The sequence below is a fragment of the Burkholderia sp. BC1 genome, assembly GCF_052683555.1.
In genome coordinates this window covers 1-18,892 of the sequence record NZ_JBQYLP010000087.1, presented here as the reverse complement: position 1 = coordinate 18,892, position 18,892 = coordinate 1, and the positions used below count along the sequence as shown (strand labels likewise).

Genomic DNA, 18,892 nt, shown 5'->3' with positions numbered 1-18,892 from the left:
GGTGATCACCTTCATCCGAAATCGCTGATCACGTTCACCGAAATACGCAGCACAGCGCCTGGCGGCCTACGGCAAGGGCGCCACGCCGCAAGAAATGGAGGCGCTGATCGCGCGCGTCTGGACCGTGGCCGAGGCGCCGCGCATGGGCCGCTGGCTGGAAGCGCGCGCATGACAGCCAACACCGCCGCCCCGCGCGCCGTGCCACGCGCCTACCTCTTCGTGCCCGCCGATCGACCCGAGCGCCATGCCAAAGCCCGTGCCAGCGGAGCGGACGTGGTCATCGTCGATCTGGAAGACGCCGTGCCCCCCGAGGCCAAGGTGCGCGCGCGCGAGGCGCTGGCGGCGCAACTGGACGAAGCCACGCCGCTGGTGGTTCGCATCAATGCCGCTGGCACCCCCTGGTTTGAGGACGACCTCGAACTGTGTCGTCATCCTGGCGTGGCGGCGGTGATGCTGCCCAAGGCCGAGGGCATCGACGCCGCCTGCACCGTGGTCGAGGCCACCTACAAGGACGTGTTGCCGATCATCGAGTCGGCGCGCGGTCTGCAGGACATGCACAGCATTGCGCGCGTGCCGGGCGTGATTCGCCTGACTTTTGGAAGCGTCGATCTGGCGCTCGATCTGGGCATCGACTGCGCGCCCGATGGCGGGGAGACCGAGCTGCTGGCTTTCCGCTCCCAAATGGTGCTGGCTTCGCGGCTGGCCGGGCTGGCCGCGCCGGTCGATGGCGTCAGCACCGCGATCGACGACCTGCACCGCTTGCAGGCCGACACCGAACGCGCGCGGCGACTCGGCTTTGGCGCCAAGCTGTGCATCCACCCGAAGCAGGTGCTTGCCGTTCAGGCGGTGTTCACGCCCACCCCCGAGCGGCTGGACTGGGCGCGCCGCGTCTGCGAAGCATTTGCATCGGCTGGCGGCGCCGCCGTGGCCGTGGACGGCCAGATGGTGGACCTGCCGGTGGTCCAGCGCGCGCGCGCCGTGCTGCGCAGCGCCGGCTTGAAAGCCTGATTTTCATTGACCCGACTGGAGCCCCTCATGGCCCGCAAAAACAAGCCCATCCGCTCCGACATCGCCTGGAGCACCCCCGACCGCATCGAAGTGCACGGCAAGAGCCTGCCCGACGAGATCCTCGGCCATCTCAACCTGGGTGACATGGCCTTCCTGCAGATCCTCGGGCGCATGCCGACGCCGCAGGAATCAAACGTGTTCAACGCCATTGCGGTGACGCTGGTCGAGCACGGCATCACGCCGAGCGCATTGGCCGCGCGTCTGACCTACGCCGGTGCGCCCGAATCGCTGCAGGCGGCGGTGGCGGCCGGCTTGTGCGGCCTGGGCAGCGTGTTCGTCGGCAGCACCGAAGGCACCGCCAAAATGCTGTACGAGGCACTTCCGCCGGGCACCCAGGGCGCCGATCTGGAACGCATCGCCCGCGACACCGTGGCCGCCTTTCGTGCCCGCGGCCAGATCATTCCCGGGCTCGGCCATCCCTTGCACAAGCCGGTCGATCCGCGTGCCCCGCGCCTGTTCCAGATCGCCGCCGACAACGGCTTTTCTGGGGACTACATCCGGCTCGAACAACTGATCTGCGCCGAGGCCGAACGCGTCGCTGGCAAGTCGCTTCCCGTCAATGCGACCGGCGCCATCGGCGCCATCAGCTGCGAACTCGGGCTGCCATGGAAAATCGTGCGCGGCATCGGCGTCTTCGCGCGCGCCATCGGGCTGGTGGGCCATATCCTCGAAGAGAGCCACAACCCGATCGCGGTCGAGATCTGGCAACGTGTCGAAGACGAGGCCACCCAGCACATCAGGCCACAAGGCGCCTGAAGCGCCGCGGCTAGCGGCCGCGCTTGCCCTGCGTGGGGCGTACCACTGCATGCCACGGTCCAGCAAGATGGTCAGTGACTCTCGGGATTTGAATGCGGCGTTGTACTCGCTCCAGTTGGTGGTCTTGTCGTGGGGCTGGACTCGATTGGGCTGAAGTGACACTCAACCACAGATCAAGCGGATTCAACGTGGACGGTGTACCTGCCTTGGGCTGGGGATTTGTTCAACAAAACCCTTTCACAAAAAAAAGTTAGATCCCGGCCCGAACAGCGCGGCGATTCTGTCTCTGAACCAACGATGACGGGGGTCCTTGTCATAGCGACGGTGCCAATGTTGCTGGATCGGAAATTGAGGGATGTCGTAGGGCGGAGGGACGAGTTCAACCTGACCAAGCTTTGCAAAGTGTGCGCCGACTGCGGTCGGGACTGTCGCGACAAGATCCGTGGCGGCAACAATTGCTGGAAGTGTGAGATAGTGCGTGGTGCGCATGCGAATTCTCCGGACAACGCCGCGACGATCCAGAAAATTGTCCACGAGTTCCTGACTCCTGATCGGTGTATCGACCAGCACGTGGTCGAGTTCCGAGTACCTGGACTTGCTCATTTGTTGAGCCGCAGGATGTCCTTTGCGCAGCATGCATGAGAAGCCGTGCATCCTCAGCCGCTGCTTGAAAAAGCGGTTGCTTTTGAGGTCAGGAAAATAGCCGAGCGCAATGTCCACCTGCCCCGACTCCATAGCCTGTTCCAGACTTTGCGGATCGTACGAAGAGGTGCGCATTGAGGCATGAGGTGTTAGCTGCTGCAAGGCTTGGATGAGCCCTGGCGCAAAGATCATTTCGGCCACGTCTGGCATCGCTAGGCAAAACTCCGTGGTCGTCTCGGCCGGCGTGAATCGCGGGGCGTCCAGTACGTTCTCATAGACGCGCTGCAGGATGTGGCGAGCCTCCTTTGCTGCTGCCACACCGCGTGGAGTCGGCTGCATACCTTCCGGAGTGCGAACGAACATCGGGTCGTCGAAGTGCTTACGAAGGCGCCCGAGCGCCGTACTGAGGCCCGGCTGACTCATGCCTAAACGCAGCGCGGCGCGGGTAACGCTGCGGCAGTCGTCCAAAGCGACCAAAAGAGACAGCAGATTCAAGTCGAAGGTCTTGGTCATAAGCCCAGCAAAAGCATCCTCATCTGTAGAAACAATACTTGAAATTCTTCGTATTGTATTGGCGGATAAAGCAACGAATCCTACACTGCTTCCAATCAGCATGCGACAGACGCTGCAGATGCCAGGAGACTACGATGAGTACAACTGAAATGATGGCCAGACCCACTGCGCCCGGTAGCAGGTTCGACCTATTCAACCTGCCGGACGCGTATTACCGCGACCCGGCCCCGTTCTATAAAGCCTTGCGTGATAACGAACCGCTTCTCTGGAACAGCGATGGCTCGGTATTGCTGACGCGCTACGACGACGTCAAGGCGGTGTGGCGCGACCTGAGCGGTCGGGTGAACCGCGCCGAAGCCTATGCGAAGAAGTTCGGCGAGGGGCCGCTTCTTGAGCATCACACCTCGTCGATGCTGTTCCGCGACCCGCCCGATCACGACCGGTTGCGCGACATCGTCAATCCGTTCTTCACGCCGTCATCGATAGAGCGGCTGCGCACGGCGGTTCGAGAGATCGTCGAACGGCTCATCGAGGAGGTGCGCGAGAAGCGCGAGATCGACTTCGTCGCCGAGTTCTCGTCACGTATCCCGATCCAAGTGATCTGCGACATCTTCGGTGTGCCGCGCAGCGACGGCCCATTGATCCGGGACCTCGGCGCGCAGGTACTGTTTCCCCTCAATCCAGCCGTCAGCGCCGAAGCGATCGCCGCCGGCCACGAAGCGACTCGCAAGTTCAAAGACTACCTGTCCGAGCACTTTAACTATTGGCGCCGACAGCCAGTGGAAGACATGCCGACGAACATTATCAGTGCACTGGTCGCCGCCGAGAAGCGCGGCAACCCGCCAATCAGTGAAGTGGAAATGGCACACATGTGCATCCTCGTTCTCAATGGAGGGCACGAGACCACGACCAACCTGATCGGGCTTTCTACTCTGGCATTGATGAAGCATCCCGACCAAATGGCCCTGCTGGCCAAGGAGCCGTCCGTCATTGGCCCGGGGGTGGAGGAGTGCCTGCGCTACACCACGCCGCTGCAGTTGCAGGGGCGGCGCACGACGCAAGAGGTACAGGTGCCTTCTGGGACGATCCCTGCCGACACTGAAGTCATCTTCGCGCAAGTGTCCGCCAATCGCGACGAGCGTGTGTTCGCCGATCCGGACCGCCTGCAACTCACGCGGCAACCCAACGCCCACTTGGCCTTCGGTGCGGGTATCCATGTGTGCCTCGGCCGACCGCTCGCCCGCATGGAGGCGGCCGAGGCATTGCCGGCGCTCGCACGGCACTTCCCGAGCATGCAGCTCATCGATGAGCCCGTCTTCGCCCGAAGCGCGCGGTTCCGCGGCATCCAGTCGATGCGCGTGCGACTCTATTGACTGCGCCATGAGTGCCGGGATAGTGGTGGTGGGCGCAGGGCAGGCAGCCTGCCAGTTGATCGCATCGCTGCGGCAGCTGGGCCATGCCGAGCCGCTGACCCTCGTGGGGGCCGAGCCTTATTTGCCGTACCAGCGGCCGCCTTTGAGCAAGGACTGTTTGCGCCGCGGAGCGACCTTGGCGGATCTGTTGCTGCGGCCCACGTCCTTCTACGATTCGCAGCGGTGCCGGCAGATTCTCGGCCGCCGCGCTATCGAACTGGACCGCGCCGCGCGCGTTCTGCGACTCGACGATGGTCAGGCTATCGAATATGAGCACTTGGTGCTGGCGACGGGTGCGCGCGCGCGTCGCTGGCCGGGCTTGGCCGACGTTTCGCCACACGTGTTCACACTGAGGAGTTGGGACGATGCGCAGGCCCTCGGCGAGCGGCTCACGAACGTGCGGCGACTTGCCGTGCTCGGTGCGGGTTATGTTGGACTGGAGGTGGCGGCATCAGCGGCGCAGCGGGGCATTGAGGTAGCTGTCTTCGAAGCCGCTCCACGCGTGCTCCAGCGGTCGGTCGGGACAGCCATGTCTGTGGCCGTGCAGCGGCTGCACGCGCAGCATGGCGTGCGGCTGTGCCTGGGGGCCACCGTGCGGGCCGTCGAGGTCTCCGCTGCGACCAATGCCAGGAACCCTGTCCGTTTGACGACCACCGACGAAAGCTTCACCGCCGATGCGCTCGTGGTGGGTATAGGCGCCGCGCCGCGCATTGAACTGGCGCAGCAGGCAGGAATTGCATGTGGGCAAGGAATACGCATCGACGCTGCGTGCCGTACGAGTGATCCGCATGTCTGGGCCATCGGTGACTGCACCGAGCAGGTTCTTGGTGATGGCGAGCCTCCGATAAGGCTGGAATCCGTGCAAAACGCGACGGATCAGGCCAAGTGCGCTGCCGCTGTATTGGCCGGCAAGCCGATTCCCCCAGCCCCGGTGCCATGGTTCTGGTCGGATCAGTTCGGCTGCCGGATCCAAGTAGCAGGCCGCTCGGCTGCCGGCGACGAGATCATTCTTCGATCCGTCGCAGAAAAGCGGTTGGCGTTTGCGGCTTGGCACCTTCGGGATGGGCGCGTCACCGCGGTCGAGACACTTGACGCGCCGGAAGACTTCATGGCCGCTCGACAGCTCATCCGCAGCGGCCGTTTCATCGAACGCGCGACCCTGTGCGACGACCGTGTGTCGCTGCGCGAGCTCGTTACTCAAACTTGACAAGGATCATCCACTCACATGACGACTCTTTACTTTCAAACGGCCGAGGGCGAGACCATTGAGTTGCAGGCCAAGGACGGCGCTTCGGTGATGGAGGCTGCCGTAGCCGCGAATGTGCCGGGCATCGACGCCGAGTGCGGCGGCGCCTGCGCCTGCGCCACCTGCCATGTCTACGTTGACGAAGCGTGGACCGAACGTCTGCCGGCCAAAACAGAACTTGAAATCAAGATGCTTGATTTCGCGGTCATGGTCAAGCCCACCAGCCGTCTGAGCTGTCGTCTCATCGTTGGCCCCGAGATCGACGGCCTTTCGATGTCTATTCCTGAATCGCAACATTGACACACATCCCATGAAGATTTGCCGCTTCGATAACGACCGCCTGGGCTTGGTAGACGGGGACACAGTGCGCGACGTCACTGCCGCGCTCGACGTTCTGCCAAATCACCGCTATCCGCTGCCCATTTTCGATCCCCTGATCGCGCACCTGCCCGAGGTACTCCAAGCAATTCGCCGAATCGCCCCGTCGTCGCCCACGCTGCCGCTCGCGGGGCGCCGGCTGCTGGCTCCGGTTGCGAATCCCGGGAAAGTCATCGCGGCGCCCGTCAACTACAAAAAGCATCTCGAAGAAGCCCGCGAGCAGGCCGAGATCCACCACAACGGCCAGGTCGCCGAAATCCAGAAGATCGGACTCTTCCTCAAGGCGACAAGCTCCGTTGTGGGGCCGGGTCACGGCATCGAGATCCAGCATCCTGACCGCCGAAACGACCACGAGGCCGAACTCGTCGCTGTCATTGGCAAGGCCGGACGCAACATTCCGCGCGAGCACGCGTTCGATCACATTGCGGCCTACATGATCGGCCTGGACATGACAGTTCGCGGCCCGCAGGAGCGCAGTCTGCGCAAGTCCATCGACACGTATTCCGTGGTGGGGCCCTGGCTCGTCACTGCTGACGAGATTGACGACCCGCAGGCGCTCGATTTCTGGCTCACTGTCCAAGGCGAGCCGCGCCAAAAGGCCAACACGCGCGATCTCGTGCTGGACATCCCAGCGTTGATCGAAATGGCCTCGTCCTATTACACGTTGCAACCAGGTGATCTGCTGTTCACCGGCACGCCCGAAGGCGTTGGGCCGGTGGTGCACGGTGACGTGATCACGGTCGATATCGAAGGCATCGGTCGCATGACGGTCGACGTCCGCAACGCCAGGAGAGACACGTGAACACACTAAACCTCCCGACGTCTGCTTATGCAGGCGGCGCAGCAACAGCCGACGTCGCTACCCAGCGCGAGGCCTTCTACGAACGCATCGGACGGGCCCATTGCACGCCGCTGTGGGAAGTTCTGCATGACATCGTCACCAAGGAGCCGATCACGCCGTGCTTGCCCCACCTGTGGCAATGGAAGCAAGTTTGGCCGTGGCTGCAGGAAAGCGGCCAGTTGATTTCAGCCCTGGAAGCGGAACGCCGCGTACTCGTGCTGGAAAACCCAGGCCTTCGCGGAAAAACGCGCATCACGCACAGCCTCTATGCCGGTCTGCAGTTCATCCTACCGGGCGAGATCGCACCGTCGCACCGTCACTCGCAATCGGCCCTGCGTTTTATCATGCACGGCGCGGGTGCCTACACGTCCGTGGATGGCGAGCGCGTCACGATGAACGTAGGCGATTTTGTGATCACGCCATCGTGGACATTCCACGAGCACGGCAACGACAGTGGCGAGCCGATGGTATGGATGGATGGACTCGATCTGCCTATTGTAGAGTTGCTTGATGCCCAGTTCCGTGAGGACGGCCCGCGCACCACCGTGCAGGCGGTTGACCGCGAGGCGGGCCTCACGCTGTCCCGCTTCGGCAACACGATGAAGCCTGTAGGCTATAAGAGCCGGACACGCACGTCACCGCTGTTCTGGTATCCCTACGAACGCACGCGAGGGGCGTTGGAGACGCTGCGCCGCAGCGAAGCACCGCACCCGTGCTGGGGTCACAAGTTGCAATACACCAACCCGGTGACGGGCGACTGGGCGATGCCCACCATTGGCACCTTTATGCAGCTGCTGCCCGCAGGCTTCGTGGGCGAATCCTATCGCGCCACGGACGCCACGGTCTATACCGTAGTGGAGGGCTCTGGCCGCTGTGTGGCCGGTGACAAGGTGCTGACGTTCGGACCGAAGGACGTGTTCGTCTGCCCCTCCTGGCTGCCTTACCGGCTGGAGGCATCGGCCGATACCGTGCTCTTTAGTTTCTCGGATCGTCCCGTCCAGGAGGCGCTGGACCTCTGGCGCGAGCGGTTTTGATTCTTGATCGAACCACCAACACAAACACACCAGGAGACACCAAATGACTTTCACGATGACTTCGGTCAAGACCGTGCTGCTATGCGCCAGCCTGGCCGTCGGCCCCTCCCTGCAAGCACAAACTCCCATCAAGATCGGCTTCCTGGCCGAACTGTCGGGCCCACAAAGTGCGCTGGGGCAAGACCAATATGACGGATTCATGATGGTCGTGCAGCGCAACGGCGGGAAGCTTGGCGGCGTGCCGGTGGAGTTGTTCAAGGAGGATTCGCAACTCAAACCCGACGTGGCGGTGCAGGCCACGCGCAAGCTGATCGATAAAGACAAGGTGTCGATCATCACCGGCATCACCTTCTCGAACATCATGATGGCCGTCCACAAACCCATCACCGAAAAGGGCGTCTTCTTGGTCGGCTCCAATGCGGGACCAGCGCCCATCGCTGGCGCGCAGTGTTCGCCCTATCAATTCATAGTCTCGTGGCAGAACGATATGTTGTCGGAGGTGGTGGGCAAATATGCCGCCGACAAGGGCTACAAGCGGGTCGTCGCGCTGGCACCTAACTACCAGGCCGGCAAGGACTACATCGCCGGCTTCAAGCGCTTTTACAAATCTGAACTTGCCGACGAAGTCTATACGCCGCTGAACCAGCTGGACTTCTCGGCCGAACTCACGAAGCTTGAAGCTATTCGGCCCGATGCCGTGTTCGTGTTCTACCCAGGCGGACTCGGCGTCAACTTCGTACGCCAGTACCAACAGGCGGGCCTCATGGGCAAGATACCTTTGCTGTCCACGGGCACCACCGACGGGGCAACTCTGCCAGCGCTGCGCGACACTGCGCTCGGCGCGATCTCCGGCTCGTTCTGGGGGCCCGATTTCGACAACGCCGAAAGCCGGCGCTTTGTCGAGGAGTTCGAGGCCAGCTACAAGCGCATCCCATCGCAGTACGCGGCGCAAAGCTACGACGCCGCCATGCTGCTCGACGCGGCAATCGCCAAGGTGCGAGGCGACGTAGCCGATAAACCGGCATTCATGGCGGCCCTCAAGAACGCGGATTTCAAATCAGTACGAGGAGCGTTTCGGTTCAACAACAACAACTTCCCGATCCAGGACATACCCGTTTTCGAGATCGCGAAGGATGCAAAAGGCCGCGTCAGCATGCGGACGCTGACGTTTCCCTTGCGCAATCACAAGGATGCGTACCACCAGCAGTGCCCACTGAAGTAGGAGTGATGCGATGAGTGTAAACCTGCTGCTCGCGCAGTTGCTCAATGGGTTGCAGTACGGCGTCCTGCTCTTCCTGCTGGCTGCCGGACTCACGCTCGTGTTCGGAATCATGAGTTTCGTTAATTTGGCCCACGGTTCGCTTTACATGTTGGGCGCCTACTTCTCTGCGACCGTATACAACGCGACGGGCTCGTTCGCGCTGGGTCTGATCGCAGGGTTGGCCGGCACACTTCTCCTGGGCCTTGTGCTCGAGTGGGTGGCCGTCTCGCGGCTCTATCTGCGTGACCACCTAGACCATGTTCTGGCCACCTTCGGCCTGGTACTCTTCTTCAACGAAATCGTGCAGATCATCTGGGGCGCACAACCCTATTTCACGCAGGTCCCCGAAACACTCGACCGTACGATCAACCTGTTCGGTTTTTCCTATCCGGCCTATCGCTTCGCAATCATTGTGGTTGGCGTTTCGGTTGCGGTCGGCGCCTACCTTCTGATCCACAAGACGCGAATCGGCATGTTGATCCGCGCCGGCACAGTGAACCCCAAAATGGTCGCGGCGCTCGGCGTGAACATCAAGCTGCTCAACGCCATGCTGTTCGGACTCGGCGCCATGCTCGCGGGTCTAGCGGGTGTGATGGCCGGCCCGATCCTGTCCGTGCAGTCCGGCATGGGCGAGCCGGTGCTGATAACGACACTTGTCGTGATCGTCATCGGGGGGATTGGATCGGTCGGCGGCGCATTCTATTCGGCACTCATCGTGGGCACAGTCGACACACTCGGGCGCGCGTTCCTGCCAAGCGTTTTGCGCCTCGTGACCGAGCGCTCTTTCGCTGACGCCGCAGGGCCAGCACTTGCATCGATGCTCATTTACGTGCTCATGGCCGCAGTGCTCGCCTGGCGCCCGCAAGGCCTCTTCCCTTCCAAGGGGGGCTGACCATGTTGCAACATCCTCTGGCTCGACCGAGCGCACTGGTGCCGCTCGTCCTTTTCGCAGTGCTGGCCCTGGTGCCCTTCATCGCGCAGGCGATCGGCGAGCCCTTCTATATTGCGCTGTTCGCGCGGATCATCATCTATGCAATCGCGGCAAGCGCGCTGAACCTCGTGCTGGGCTATGGCGGGCTGGTCAGCTTCGGCCATGCGCTCTTCTTTGGCATAGGCGCATACGGCGTCGCGCTGCCGGTCTTTCACGGAATCGACAACGGCTGGGTCCACTTGATCCTCGTGTTTGGAGTATGCGGTGTTGCCGCGGCGGTGACCGGCGCGATAAGCTTGCGCACCTCCGGCATAGCGTTCATCATGATCACGCTTGCCTTTGCTCAGATGGGCTTCTTCCTCTTCGTGAGCCTGAAACGCTACGGCGGTGATGACGGCCTCTCGATAGCCCAAGCCAGTCGATTTGGGCCGCTGAACCTTGGCGACACCGGCGCTGTATACGCTTGCGCCTTCTTGGTGCTGGCACTTGCGACCTGGTGCCTCGCTCAATTGCGCGCAGCACCCTTCGGAATGGTGCTGCGCGCCGCGCGACAAAACCCTCGTCGCGTCGCCACTGTCGGACTCCCGGTCTCGCAGTATCAGCTCACGGCTTACGTGATGTCCGGGATGCTGTGCGGCTTGGCAGGTTTCCTGCTTGCCAACCTGAACGCCTTCGCTTCGCCGAGCACGATGGCATGGACCGTGTCGGGCGAACTCATAGTCATCGTCGTGCTGGGCGGCATGGGCACCGTCTTCGGCCCTTTGCTCGGTGCCTTCGTGCTGCTAGGGCTTGAGGAGATCATCAAGGGGTACACCGACCACTCCATGGTCGTCCTGGGCCCCATGATCCTGTTGATTGCCCTGGCAGGCAAATCCGGCATCATCGGCCTGCTGCAGAAGCTCGACCACGCCGCCGCGCGGCCAGCCCCCGTACCTGCGAAACCCACAAGGGCGACGCACGCAAACGGCGGGGAGGGTTGACATGGCCACCATGCTTCAGACCGAGTCTCTGGTCAAGCGCTACGGCGGCCTGTTGGTGACAGACGCCGTCTCTCTGGACGTCGAGGATGGTGAGATCCACGCGGTGATCGGCCCCAACGGCGCGGGCAAGACCACCCTGATCAACCAACTCTCTGGCGAACTGGCTTCGAACAGCGGACGCATCATGTTTGGTGGCCGCGACATCACCAACCTGCCCTGCCACGAGCGAGCCCGCGCGGGTCTGGTGCGCTCCTATCAGATCACTTCGGTCTTCGAGGAGTTCACCGTGCTCGAGAACACGGTGCTTTCCGCCCTCGGCGCGCGCGAGCACGCGTTCCGGTTGTGGCGACCCATGCTGTCGCGCACCGAGGCGTGCGGCGCTGCGGAAGAAGCGCTCGAATCCGCTGGTCTCGGTGACCGCGCCAATGTCTGTGCAGGCGACCTGGGCTACGGCGAGCGCCGTCAGCTCGAGCTGGCGATGAGCCTCGCAGCCCGTCCAAAGCTGTTGTTGCTCGACGAACCGATGGCGGGCATGAGCCCGCAGGAATCGTCTTCAGTGATTGCGTTGCTGAAGCGGTTCAAGCGACGCTACTCGATTCTTCTCATCGAGCACGACATGGACGCGGTCTTCGTACTCGCGGATCGCATCACCGTGCTCGTCTACGGCAAGGTCATGTTCACTGGGAGCCCTGCCGAGATTCGCTGCCATCCCGAGGTGCGCGCGGTGTATCTCGGCGAGGAAGCGGTTTGACGGCGCGGGACAACGATATGAGCACTTTCTTCTCCGTCCTTGGGCTGCAGGCCTCCTACGGCCACGCCCAAGCCCTCTTTGACATCTCTTTTGACGTACGAAAGGGGCAGGTAGTCACGCTGCTCGGCCGCAACGGCATGGGTCGGTCGACGACAGTCAAGTGCATCTTCGGGCTGTTGCCCGTCTCGGCCGGCACGGTGTCGATTGACGGCATTCGACTCGACCGACTGCCCATCCACCGCGTGGCGCGCAAAGGTCTCGCATTGGTGCCCGAAGGCCGGCAGGTCTTCCCGAACCTCACTGTAGAGGAGAACCTCGTCGCGACAGCCCGAGTCGGTGAGTCGGCGCCCTTGCCACATTGGACGCTCAGCCGCGTCTACGACCTCTTTCCCCGGCTCCGGGAGCGCCGGCGGAACCTTGCCTCGCAGCTATCGGGCGGCGAACAGCAGATGCTCGCGATTGGCCGCGCGCTGATGACCAACCCACGCCTGCTCGTGCTTGACGAGGCCACCGAGGGCCTGGCACCTCTCATCCGCCAAGAGATCTGGCGTGCGCTCGGCGAATTGAAGGCCAATGGACTCTCGCAGATCGTTATCGATAAGAACGTCGGTGCACTGCTTGATCTGGCAGATCACCACTACGTGATTCAAAAAGGTTGCGTTGTTTGGCAGGGCGGGTCCGAGGCACTTCGCCGCACGCCTGATGTCATCCATCAATACCTGGGAGTGAGCTGATGAGTGCGACCATGAAGACTGCGCTCCCCGCTTGCACATCCACGGAGTTTCGACTCGGGATGGGTTCTAAGAGACGGTTTCATAAAGGCCCTGAGGGGCTGTTAACTTTCGCGGCGAGCTGTTAACCTCAGGCATCGGAACAACCGAGGCCGAGGAGATGGGCAAGCCGATCATTGACGACGAATTGTGGACACTGATCAAGCCGTTACTACCGCCACCCAAGCCTCGACGCAAGAAGAACCCGGGCCGTCTGCCGGTATCGGATCGCGCCGCGCTGACCGGAATCTTGTTCGTGCTCAAGACCGGACTGCGCTGGCGCGACTTGCCCGCCGAGATGGGTTGCGGCTCGGGCGTGACATGTTGGCGACGGCTTCGCGACTGGCAAGCTGCTGGCGTGTGGGACCGGTTGCACGTGTTGCTGCTCGCGAAGCTGCGTGCGGCAGACCAGATCGATTTCTCGCGAGCCGCTGTCGACTCTTCATCGATTCGTGCTGTTGGGGCGGGCCAAAAACTGGGCCAAACCCCACTGATCGCGCACGACCCGGTTCCAAGCACCATATCGTCACCGACGCCAACGGCACGCCGCTCGCCGCGATCCTGACTGGCGCCAACGTCCACGACGTCACGCAATTGCTGCCGCTGATCGACGCGATTCCGCCGATTCGCGGATTGCGTGGCCACCCACTGCAGAGACCGCGCGTTGTCTACGCCGATCGCGGTTACGACTCCGAGCGACATCGAAGAGCATTGCGCAATCGCGGTATCGAGCCAGTGATTGCCAGGCGCCGTACCGAACACGGCAGCGGCCTTGGCAAACATCGCTGGGTCGTTGAACGCACGCATGCCTGGTTGCATCACTTCCGTCGACTCCGTATTCGCTTCGAGCGTCGTGCCGACATTCACGGCGCGTTCCTCAAACTCGGTTGCTGCCTGATTTGCTGGAACACTCTTCAGCGCACCGAACAGCCTTTATGAAACAGTCTCTAAGGAGCAATCATGAATACACACCGTAAAGACAGCGCACGGTCAAACCTTTCGAAGGATGCTGAGCGAACTGACGGTTCGGATGACACAACCATGAAGAAAAAATCGACCTCTCAGGAGAACGATGAGAGCAAACCTACGTCGGATGTAATGCCGCTTGCGGGCGTCAAGGTACTTGAACTCGGCTCGCTGGTAGCGGGGCCTTACGCCAGCGCGCTGCTGGCTCAGTTCGGCGCGGAAGTGATCAAGATCGAGCCGCCGAAGGACGGGGATCCGTTGCGCAAATGGCGCAAGCTCCACGAGGGTACCTCGCTGTGGTGGTACACGCAAAGTCGCAACAAGAAGTCGGTCACGCTCGACCTCAAGCGCGACGAGGCGCGCGAGATCGTACGTCGCCTGGCCGGCGAAGTCGACATCGTGATCGAGAATTTCCGTCCCGGGACGCTGGAGAAGTGGGGGCTGGGCTGGGAGCAATTGTCGGCCCTCAATCCGCAACTTGTCATGGTCCGCATCTCCGGCTACGGGCAATCGGGCCCGTACAGCCAGCGACCGGGCTTTGCGGCCATCGCCGAGTGCATGGGCGGTCTGCGCCACGTGACCGGATTTGCCGATCGTCCGCCCGTACGGGTGGGTGTAAGCTTGGGCGACACGCTGGCCTCGCTGTACGGCACGATTGGTGCCCTGGTGGCGATGCACCATCTCAAGGCCAACGCGGGCAAGGGTCAGTTCATCGATGTCGCGTTGTACGAGTCAGTATTCGCGGTGATGGAAAGCCTGATTCCAGAGTACGCGGAGTTCGGCTTCGTTCGGGAGCGCTCCGGCGCCAGTCTCCCGGGCATTTCACCATCGAATACCTACCGTTGTGGCGATGGCCACTACGTGGTTATCGCAGGCAACGGCGACGCCATCTTTAAGCGGTTGATGCACGCGATCGGGCGCGACGATCTCGGCGCTGACCCCGCGTTGGCGCGTAATGACGGCCGTGTCAGACACAATGATCGGCTGGATGCGGCCATATCCGATTGGACCGGACTGCACCCGCTTGACGAGGTCTTGAAGGTCCTGGAGGCGGCCGACGTGCCCAGCGGGCGCATCTACACCGCAGCCGACATCGCGGAAGACCCGCACTTCCACGCGCGCGACATGATCGAGCGCCACGCGCTACCCGACAGCACACCAATCGACTTTCCGGGCATCGTGCCCAAGTTGAGCGCGACTCCCGGGCGCACGAAATGGGTCGGCCCCGAGCTCGGCGCGCACACGCAGGAAGTGCTGGGCTCTCTGGGCATTGATGCTGACGAGCTTGCCCGGCTGCGCGCCGATGGCGTGGTTTGAGGGGCAACTCATGCAAAAGGCCAACGGCCAGCGGCTGTACATCCAGGAAGTTTCTGTGCGCGACGGATTCCAGATCGAGTCTCGCTTCGTGCCCACCGAACAGAAAATTGATCTGATCAATGGCTTGAGCCGCACAGGACTGGCCAAGATAGAGGTCACATCGTTCACCTCGCCCAAGGCCATCCCGGCGCTGGCGGATGCCGAAGCCGTGATGCGAGGGATCGAACGGATTCCCGGCGTTGAATACGCTGCACTGGTGCCCAACATTCGCGGCGCTGAGCGCGCGCTCGACTGCGGCGTCGACGAACTGAATCTCGTAATGTCTGCGAGTGAGACACACAACGCCGCCAACCTGCGGATGACCCCTGCGCAGTCGTTGGCGCAGTTTGCCGAAATCGTGAGGCTGGTGGACGGCCGTAAGCAGGTCAACGCCTCGTTGTCCACGGCCTTCGGCTGTCCGTTCGAAGGTGACGTGCCGGACGCGGTCCTGCTGGCGCTCGTAGAGCGCATCGCAGGGCTGGGCATCGCGCGCGTGACGCTGTGCGATACGACCGGCATGGCCCATCCGGGGCAGGTGGAGCGCCTCTGCCGGGCGGTGAAGACTGGTTGGCCGCAACTGACCTTGACGGCGCATTTTCATGACACCCGTGCCATGGGACTGGCGAATGCGTTGGCGGCGCTCGAGGCCGGCATCGACCGCTTCGATGCCTCCCTCGGCGGGCTGGGGGGCTGTCCCTTCGCGCCGGGCGCCAGCGGGAACGTCTGCACCGAAGACTTGGTTCACATGTTCGAGGCCATGGGCTATCGCACCGGCGTCAATCTGGAAGCGCTGCTGGCGCAGGCGCGCCGCATGCCTGAGATCGTCGGCCACGATGTGCCCGGGCAGGTCATGAAGGCGGGTCCATCGAGTCGGCGGTATCCCGTACCGGATGGCGTGCACTCACGCGAACCGCAGCAGCGCCTGGCCGGCGTGGGTTGCCTTGCCGGAAGCCCGGCCAGTCCGGTCCTGAGGGGAACGTAATGGCCGCCGCGACACTTTTCGAAAAGCTGTGGCAACGGCATGTGGTGCACGAGCCCGAGGCCGGCCCTCCGCTGCTGTACATGGACCGCCATCTGGTCTACGAGGTCACCAGCCCGCAGGCGTTTGAGGGGTTGCGCATGGGCAAGCGCAGGCTGTGGCGTCCGCAAACGGTACTGGCGACCGCGGACCACAACGTGCCGACGACATCGCGCTCCGTGGGCATCGTAGATCCCTTGTCGCGTATCCAGGTCGAACAACTCAGCCGCAACTGCAAGGAGTTCGGTGTCACCGAGTTCGGACTCTCGGACCCCCGTCAGGGCATCATCCATGTCGTCGGTCCGGAACAGGGCGCAACCTTGCCGGGAATGACCGTTGTCGCCGGCGACTCGCATACCAGCACGCATGGCGCCTTCGCCGCCCTGGCCTTTGGTGTCGGTACTTCCGAGGTCGAACATGTGCTCGCGACGCAGTGCCTGTCCGTCAACCCGATGAAGCCCATGCTCGTGCGCATCGAGGGAGCACTGGCGCCTGGCGTAACGGCCAAGGACTTGATCTTGGACGTGATCGGCCGCATCGGCACGGCAGGCGGAACCGGCTACGCCATCGAGTTTGGCGGTGGCGCGGTTCGCGCCTTGTCCATGGAAGGCCGAATGACTTTGTGCAACATGGCGATCGAAGCAGGCGCTCGCGTTGGATTGGTCGCGGTCGATCAAAAAACGATCGACTACCTGAAAGGGCGTCCGTACGCGCCGCGCGGCGAGCGATGGGAGCAGGCGGTGGCGTACTGGCGCACACTGGTCAGCGACGAGGGTGCGCACTTCGACAGAACGCTTGAGATCGATGCGGCTCTTGTGCAACCCATGGTGACTTGGGGTACATCGCCCGAAATGGTGCAGCCGATCGGCGGCCAGGTGCCCGATCCTGCGCGTGAACCGGACCCTGTCAAGCGCTCCGGAATGGCCAATGCGCTGGCGTACATGGCAATCGAGCCGGGCATGCCAATCAAGGCCATTCAGCCGGACAAGGTGTTCATCGGATCGTGCACCAATGCCCGCATCGAGGATCTGCGCGCTGCGGCCGCCGTGCTGAAGGGCGGACATATTGCTCCCACGATCAAGCTAGCCCTCGCGGTCCCGGGCTCGGGGTTGGTCAAGGCGCAGGCCGAAGCCGAAGGCCTTGACCGCGTGTTCACCGACGCGGGTTTCGAATGGCGTGAACCGGGCTGTTCGATGTGCTTGGGTATGAACGAAGACCGGCTGGCGCCCGGAGAGCGCTGTGCCTCCACCTCGAACCGCAATTTCGAGGGCCGTCAGGGGGCGGGAGGGCGTAGCCATCTCGTGAGTCCGGCAATGGCGGCGGCGGCCGCAGTTGCGGGCCACTTCGTTGATGTCCGTAAGGAGTTCAGCTGATGGAACCTTTTACGTTTCTCGACGGCATCGTGGTGCCGCTGAATCGCGCCAACGTCGACACGGACGCCATCATCCCGAAGCAGTTCATGAAGTCGATACGACGCACAGGCTTCGGGGGCAATCTGTTCGACGAATGGCGCTATTTGGACAAGGGCGAGCCCGGGCAGGATTGCGCCGCGCGGCCGACGAACCCGGCTTTCGTGCTGAACCAGCCCCGCTACCAAGGTTCCTCCATCCTGTTGGCGCGAGCGAACTTCGGCTGCGGCTCCAGCCGCGAACACGCGCCGTGGGCGCTGCACGACTATGGCATTCGTGCGCTCATCGCCCCCAGCTTTGCCGACATCTTCTACGGCAACTGCTTGAAGAACGGCATGTTGCCCATCGTGCTGCCCGAGGTTGAGGTGCAGTATCTGTTCGAACAGGTAAAGAGCCAGCCTGGTTACCGCCTGCGCATCAACCTCGAGAGACAGTCTATCGAAGCACCGATCGGCCCTGCTCTCGGCTTCGAGTTCGATCCGTTTCGCAAACGCTGTCTGCTCAACGGCATCGACGACATCAGCCTGACGCTGGAGCATGACGCGGAGATTCGCCGCTACGAGGCTAGGCGGCAATTGGCGGAGCCATGGGTATTTGGAGGGGCTTGAAAAAGCTGGCAATTTCATTCATCAAGCCCAAGAGGATCAACCGTGACCATCGTTCTTCAAATTCAGAGCTCGTTCAGAGCTCGTGCGCAATGTGCTGCGGCACCTTACCAGCATAACCGTCTTACTGGCGACAGTCGTCATCACGGTGCCTGCGGACTCGGCAGAACAGTTTCCCACCAAACCGATCAAGATCCTGGTCGGCAGCCCGGCAGGCAACCTTTCTGACGTGCCTGCTCGTTTCATCGTGCAGAAGGTACCCTTTCCACTGAAGGAACACAACCCATGCCCCAATTCACCCTGCGCCAGAAATTCTTGTTCGGCATAGTCGCCGTGCTCACGGTGTCGCTGCTGGTGATGCTGGGGGGGCGATTCCTCGGCAAGGCCGCGCGCTTCCACCACCTGGAGCGAGACCATCTCAACGTGGTCATGCAGATAGAGCTCGCCATGCAGCGGGCGAGTTCGGGTGACACGGCCCCGGCGGTTGGCAAGGACCTGCTGCTCAAGCCGATCGAGCACGGGCAGTGGCTTGCCGCGCAGGTCGATGTGGAGTTGTTCAAGGTCGAACAGGGGCTGTTCCGCCTGCTCGGCTTCAATGACGTCATTGACTTGCCGCGCAAGGGCATTGACGATCTGGAGCGCATGAAGAAAATCATCGAGCTCGAGCCTGGCAGCACCGTGAGCCCGGCGCTGGTCGAGCGGCTGCGGCCCGACATGGCGGTGGTACAGGAAAACGCCGACCGTTTCGCCCCGCTGGTGGCCGAGGCGGTCGGCTTCATCAAGGCGCTTGTCTTCAGCATCAACCTGCTGGGCGGTCTGGTGCTGCTGGCCTCCTTTTGGGCTATCCGCAAAGCGGTGCTCGGGCCGCTGGAGGAGGCGCTGCGGCTGGCGGGCCAGATTGCCCAGGGCGACCTCACGGGGCAGATCGTGACGCGTTCGAACGACGAAGTCGGCC

At 62.6% G+C, this 18,892-nt stretch carries 18 protein-coding genes and 2 pseudogenes; 18 read left to right on the top strand and 2 right to left on the bottom strand.

The window, feature by feature from the left end; all coding sequences use genetic code 11:
* The first annotated feature begins 168 nt into the window (after positions 1 to 168).
* The gene (locus ACSHSS_RS27050) at positions 169 to 1,008 is read left to right on the top strand and encodes an HpcH/HpaI aldolase/citrate lyase family protein (protein WP_026437479.1); all 840 of its coding nucleotides are present in this window, start codon (positions 169 to 171) and stop codon (positions 1,006 to 1,008) included.
* 27 nt (positions 1,009 to 1,035) lie between these two features.
* Positions 1,036 to 1,824, top strand: a complete 789-nt coding sequence (locus ACSHSS_RS27045) for a citryl-CoA lyase (RefSeq protein WP_026437480.1) — start codon at positions 1,036 to 1,038, stop codon at positions 1,822 to 1,824.
* 13 nt (positions 1,825 to 1,837) lie between these two features.
* Here ACSHSS_RS27045 and ACSHSS_RS27040 read toward each other — a convergent pair.
* Positions 1,838 to 1,986, bottom strand: a pseudogene (locus ACSHSS_RS27040) (IS5/IS1182 family transposase); the annotation flags it as partial.
* A 75-nt stretch (positions 1,987 to 2,061) separates the two neighbouring features.
* Entirely contained in the window at positions 2,062 to 3,081 is a 1,020-nt protein-coding gene (locus tag ACSHSS_RS27035) for a LysR family transcriptional regulator (protein ID WP_080746172.1), read from the bottom strand.
* 32 nt (positions 3,082 to 3,113) lie between these two features.
* Between ACSHSS_RS27035 and ACSHSS_RS27030 the strand changes: the two genes are divergently transcribed.
* The 16 genes and pseudogenes from ACSHSS_RS27030 to ACSHSS_RS26955 form a co-directional block, all read left to right on the top strand.
* Positions 3,114 to 4,352: a cytochrome P450 gene (locus tag ACSHSS_RS27030; RefSeq protein WP_197719214.1), complete on the top strand. Its 1,239-nt coding sequence runs from the start codon at positions 3,114 to 3,116 to the stop codon at positions 4,350 to 4,352.
* 7 nt (positions 4,353 to 4,359) lie between these two features.
* Positions 4,360 to 5,598, top strand: a complete 1,239-nt coding sequence (locus tag ACSHSS_RS27025) for an NAD(P)/FAD-dependent oxidoreductase (protein ID WP_026437483.1) — start codon at positions 4,360 to 4,362, stop codon at positions 5,596 to 5,598.
* Positions 5,599 to 5,616: 18 nt separating this feature from the next.
* Positions 5,617 to 5,937: a 2Fe-2S iron-sulfur cluster-binding protein gene (locus tag ACSHSS_RS27020; protein ID WP_026437484.1), complete on the top strand. Its 321-nt coding sequence runs from the start codon at positions 5,617 to 5,619 to the stop codon at positions 5,935 to 5,937.
* A 10-nt stretch (positions 5,938 to 5,947) separates the two neighbouring features.
* Positions 5,948 to 6,817, top strand: coding sequence for a fumarylacetoacetate hydrolase family protein (locus ACSHSS_RS27015; RefSeq protein WP_026437485.1), 870 nt, complete (start codon positions 5,948 to 5,950; stop codon positions 6,815 to 6,817).
* On the top strand, positions 6,814 to 7,890 hold the full coding sequence (gtdA, locus tag ACSHSS_RS27010) for a gentisate 1,2-dioxygenase (RefSeq protein WP_048805396.1): 1,077 nt from the start codon (positions 6,814 to 6,816) through the stop codon (positions 7,888 to 7,890). Before ACSHSS_RS27015 ends, gtdA begins: the two co-directional genes overlap by 4 nt.
* 43 nt (positions 7,891 to 7,933) lie before the next feature.
* Positions 7,934 to 9,112 (top strand): ABC transporter substrate-binding protein, encoded by a 1,179-nt coding sequence (locus ACSHSS_RS27005; RefSeq protein ID WP_026437486.1) that lies wholly within the window; start codon positions 7,934 to 7,936, stop codon positions 9,110 to 9,112.
* 10 nt (positions 9,113 to 9,122) lie between these two features.
* Positions 9,123 to 10,043, top strand: a complete 921-nt coding sequence (locus ACSHSS_RS27000; protein WP_026437487.1) for a branched-chain amino acid ABC transporter permease — start codon at positions 9,123 to 9,125, stop codon at positions 10,041 to 10,043.
* A gap of 2 nt (positions 10,044 to 10,045) precedes the next feature.
* A complete protein-coding gene (locus tag ACSHSS_RS26995; RefSeq protein WP_048805397.1) occupies positions 10,046 to 11,062 on the top strand; it encodes a branched-chain amino acid ABC transporter permease in 1,017 nt (338 codons plus the stop codon).
* Position 11,063: 1 nt separating this feature from the next.
* Complete coding sequence (locus tag ACSHSS_RS26990; RefSeq protein ID WP_026437488.1) at positions 11,064 to 11,813, top strand: ABC transporter ATP-binding protein; 750 nt, start codon at positions 11,064 to 11,066, stop codon at positions 11,811 to 11,813.
* A 17-nt stretch (positions 11,814 to 11,830) separates the two neighbouring features.
* Complete coding sequence (locus ACSHSS_RS26985; protein WP_026437489.1) at positions 11,831 to 12,547, top strand: ABC transporter ATP-binding protein; 717 nt, start codon at positions 11,831 to 11,833, stop codon at positions 12,545 to 12,547.
* Positions 12,548 to 12,704: 157 nt separating this feature from the next.
* A protein-coding gene (locus ACSHSS_RS26980) for an IS5 family transposase (protein WP_095423477.1) occupies positions 12,705 to 13,522 on the top strand; the annotation gives its coding sequence in 2 pieces (ribosomal slippage) (positions 12,705 to 13,053 and positions 13,053 to 13,522; 819 coding nt in all).
* 159 nt (positions 13,523 to 13,681) lie between these two features.
* Complete coding sequence (locus ACSHSS_RS26975) at positions 13,682 to 14,866, top strand: CaiB/BaiF CoA transferase family protein (RefSeq protein WP_048805398.1); 1,185 nt, start codon at positions 13,682 to 13,684, stop codon at positions 14,864 to 14,866.
* Positions 14,867 to 14,876: 10 nt separating this feature from the next.
* Positions 14,877 to 15,887: a hydroxymethylglutaryl-CoA lyase gene (locus tag ACSHSS_RS26970; protein ID WP_048806242.1), complete on the top strand. Its 1,011-nt coding sequence runs from the start codon at positions 14,877 to 14,879 to the stop codon at positions 15,885 to 15,887.
* Positions 15,887 to 17,296, top strand: coding sequence for a 3-isopropylmalate dehydratase large subunit (leuC, locus tag ACSHSS_RS26965; protein ID WP_048805399.1), 1,410 nt, complete (start codon positions 15,887 to 15,889; stop codon positions 17,294 to 17,296). Before ACSHSS_RS26970 ends, leuC begins: the two co-directional genes overlap by 1 nt.
* Positions 17,296 to 17,940 carry a 3-isopropylmalate dehydratase small subunit gene (leuD, locus tag ACSHSS_RS26960; protein ID WP_026437492.1) on the top strand — a complete coding sequence of 215 codons (645 nt, stop codon included), beginning with the start codon at positions 17,296 to 17,298 and terminating at the stop codon, positions 17,938 to 17,940. Before leuC ends, leuD begins: the two co-directional genes overlap by 1 nt.
* 282 nt (positions 17,941 to 18,222) lie before the next feature.
* Positions 18,223 to 18,892: pseudogene (locus ACSHSS_RS26955) on the top strand (hypothetical protein); the annotation flags it as partial.

Coding starts and splice junctions, on each gene's coding strand:
- ACSHSS_RS27050 (WP_026437479.1), top strand. CDS start 169: ATGACAGCCAACACCGCCGCCCCGCGCGCCGTGCCACGCGCCTACCTC.
- ACSHSS_RS27045 (WP_026437480.1), top strand. CDS start 1,036: ATGGCCCGCAAAAACAAGCCCATCCGCTCCGACATCGCCTGGAGCACC.
- ACSHSS_RS27035 (WP_080746172.1), bottom strand. CDS start 3,081: ATGCTGATTGGAAGCAGTGTAGGATTCGTTGCTTTATCCGCCAATACA.
- ACSHSS_RS27030 (WP_197719214.1), top strand. CDS start 3,114: ATGAGTACAACTGAAATGATGGCCAGACCCACTGCGCCCGGTAGCAGG.
- ACSHSS_RS27025 (WP_026437483.1), top strand. CDS start 4,360: ATGAGTGCCGGGATAGTGGTGGTGGGCGCAGGGCAGGCAGCCTGCCAG.
- ACSHSS_RS27020 (WP_026437484.1), top strand. CDS start 5,617: ATGACGACTCTTTACTTTCAAACGGCCGAGGGCGAGACCATTGAGTTG.
- ACSHSS_RS27015 (WP_026437485.1), top strand. CDS start 5,948: ATGAAGATTTGCCGCTTCGATAACGACCGCCTGGGCTTGGTAGACGGG.
- ACSHSS_RS27005 (WP_026437486.1), top strand. CDS start 7,934: ATGACTTTCACGATGACTTCGGTCAAGACCGTGCTGCTATGCGCCAGC.
- ACSHSS_RS27000 (WP_026437487.1), top strand. CDS start 9,123: ATGAGTGTAAACCTGCTGCTCGCGCAGTTGCTCAATGGGTTGCAGTAC.
- ACSHSS_RS26995 (WP_048805397.1), top strand. CDS start 10,046: ATGTTGCAACATCCTCTGGCTCGACCGAGCGCACTGGTGCCGCTCGTC.
- ACSHSS_RS26990 (WP_026437488.1), top strand. CDS start 11,064: ATGGCCACCATGCTTCAGACCGAGTCTCTGGTCAAGCGCTACGGCGGC.
- ACSHSS_RS26985 (WP_026437489.1), top strand. CDS start 11,831: ATGAGCACTTTCTTCTCCGTCCTTGGGCTGCAGGCCTCCTACGGCCAC.
- ACSHSS_RS26975 (WP_048805398.1), top strand. CDS start 13,682: ATGCCGCTTGCGGGCGTCAAGGTACTTGAACTCGGCTCGCTGGTAGCG.
- ACSHSS_RS26970 (WP_048806242.1), top strand. CDS start 14,877: ATGCAAAAGGCCAACGGCCAGCGGCTGTACATCCAGGAAGTTTCTGTG.
- leuC (WP_048805399.1), top strand. CDS start 15,887: ATGGCCGCCGCGACACTTTTCGAAAAGCTGTGGCAACGGCATGTGGTG.
- leuD (WP_026437492.1), top strand. CDS start 17,296: ATGGAACCTTTTACGTTTCTCGACGGCATCGTGGTGCCGCTGAATCGC.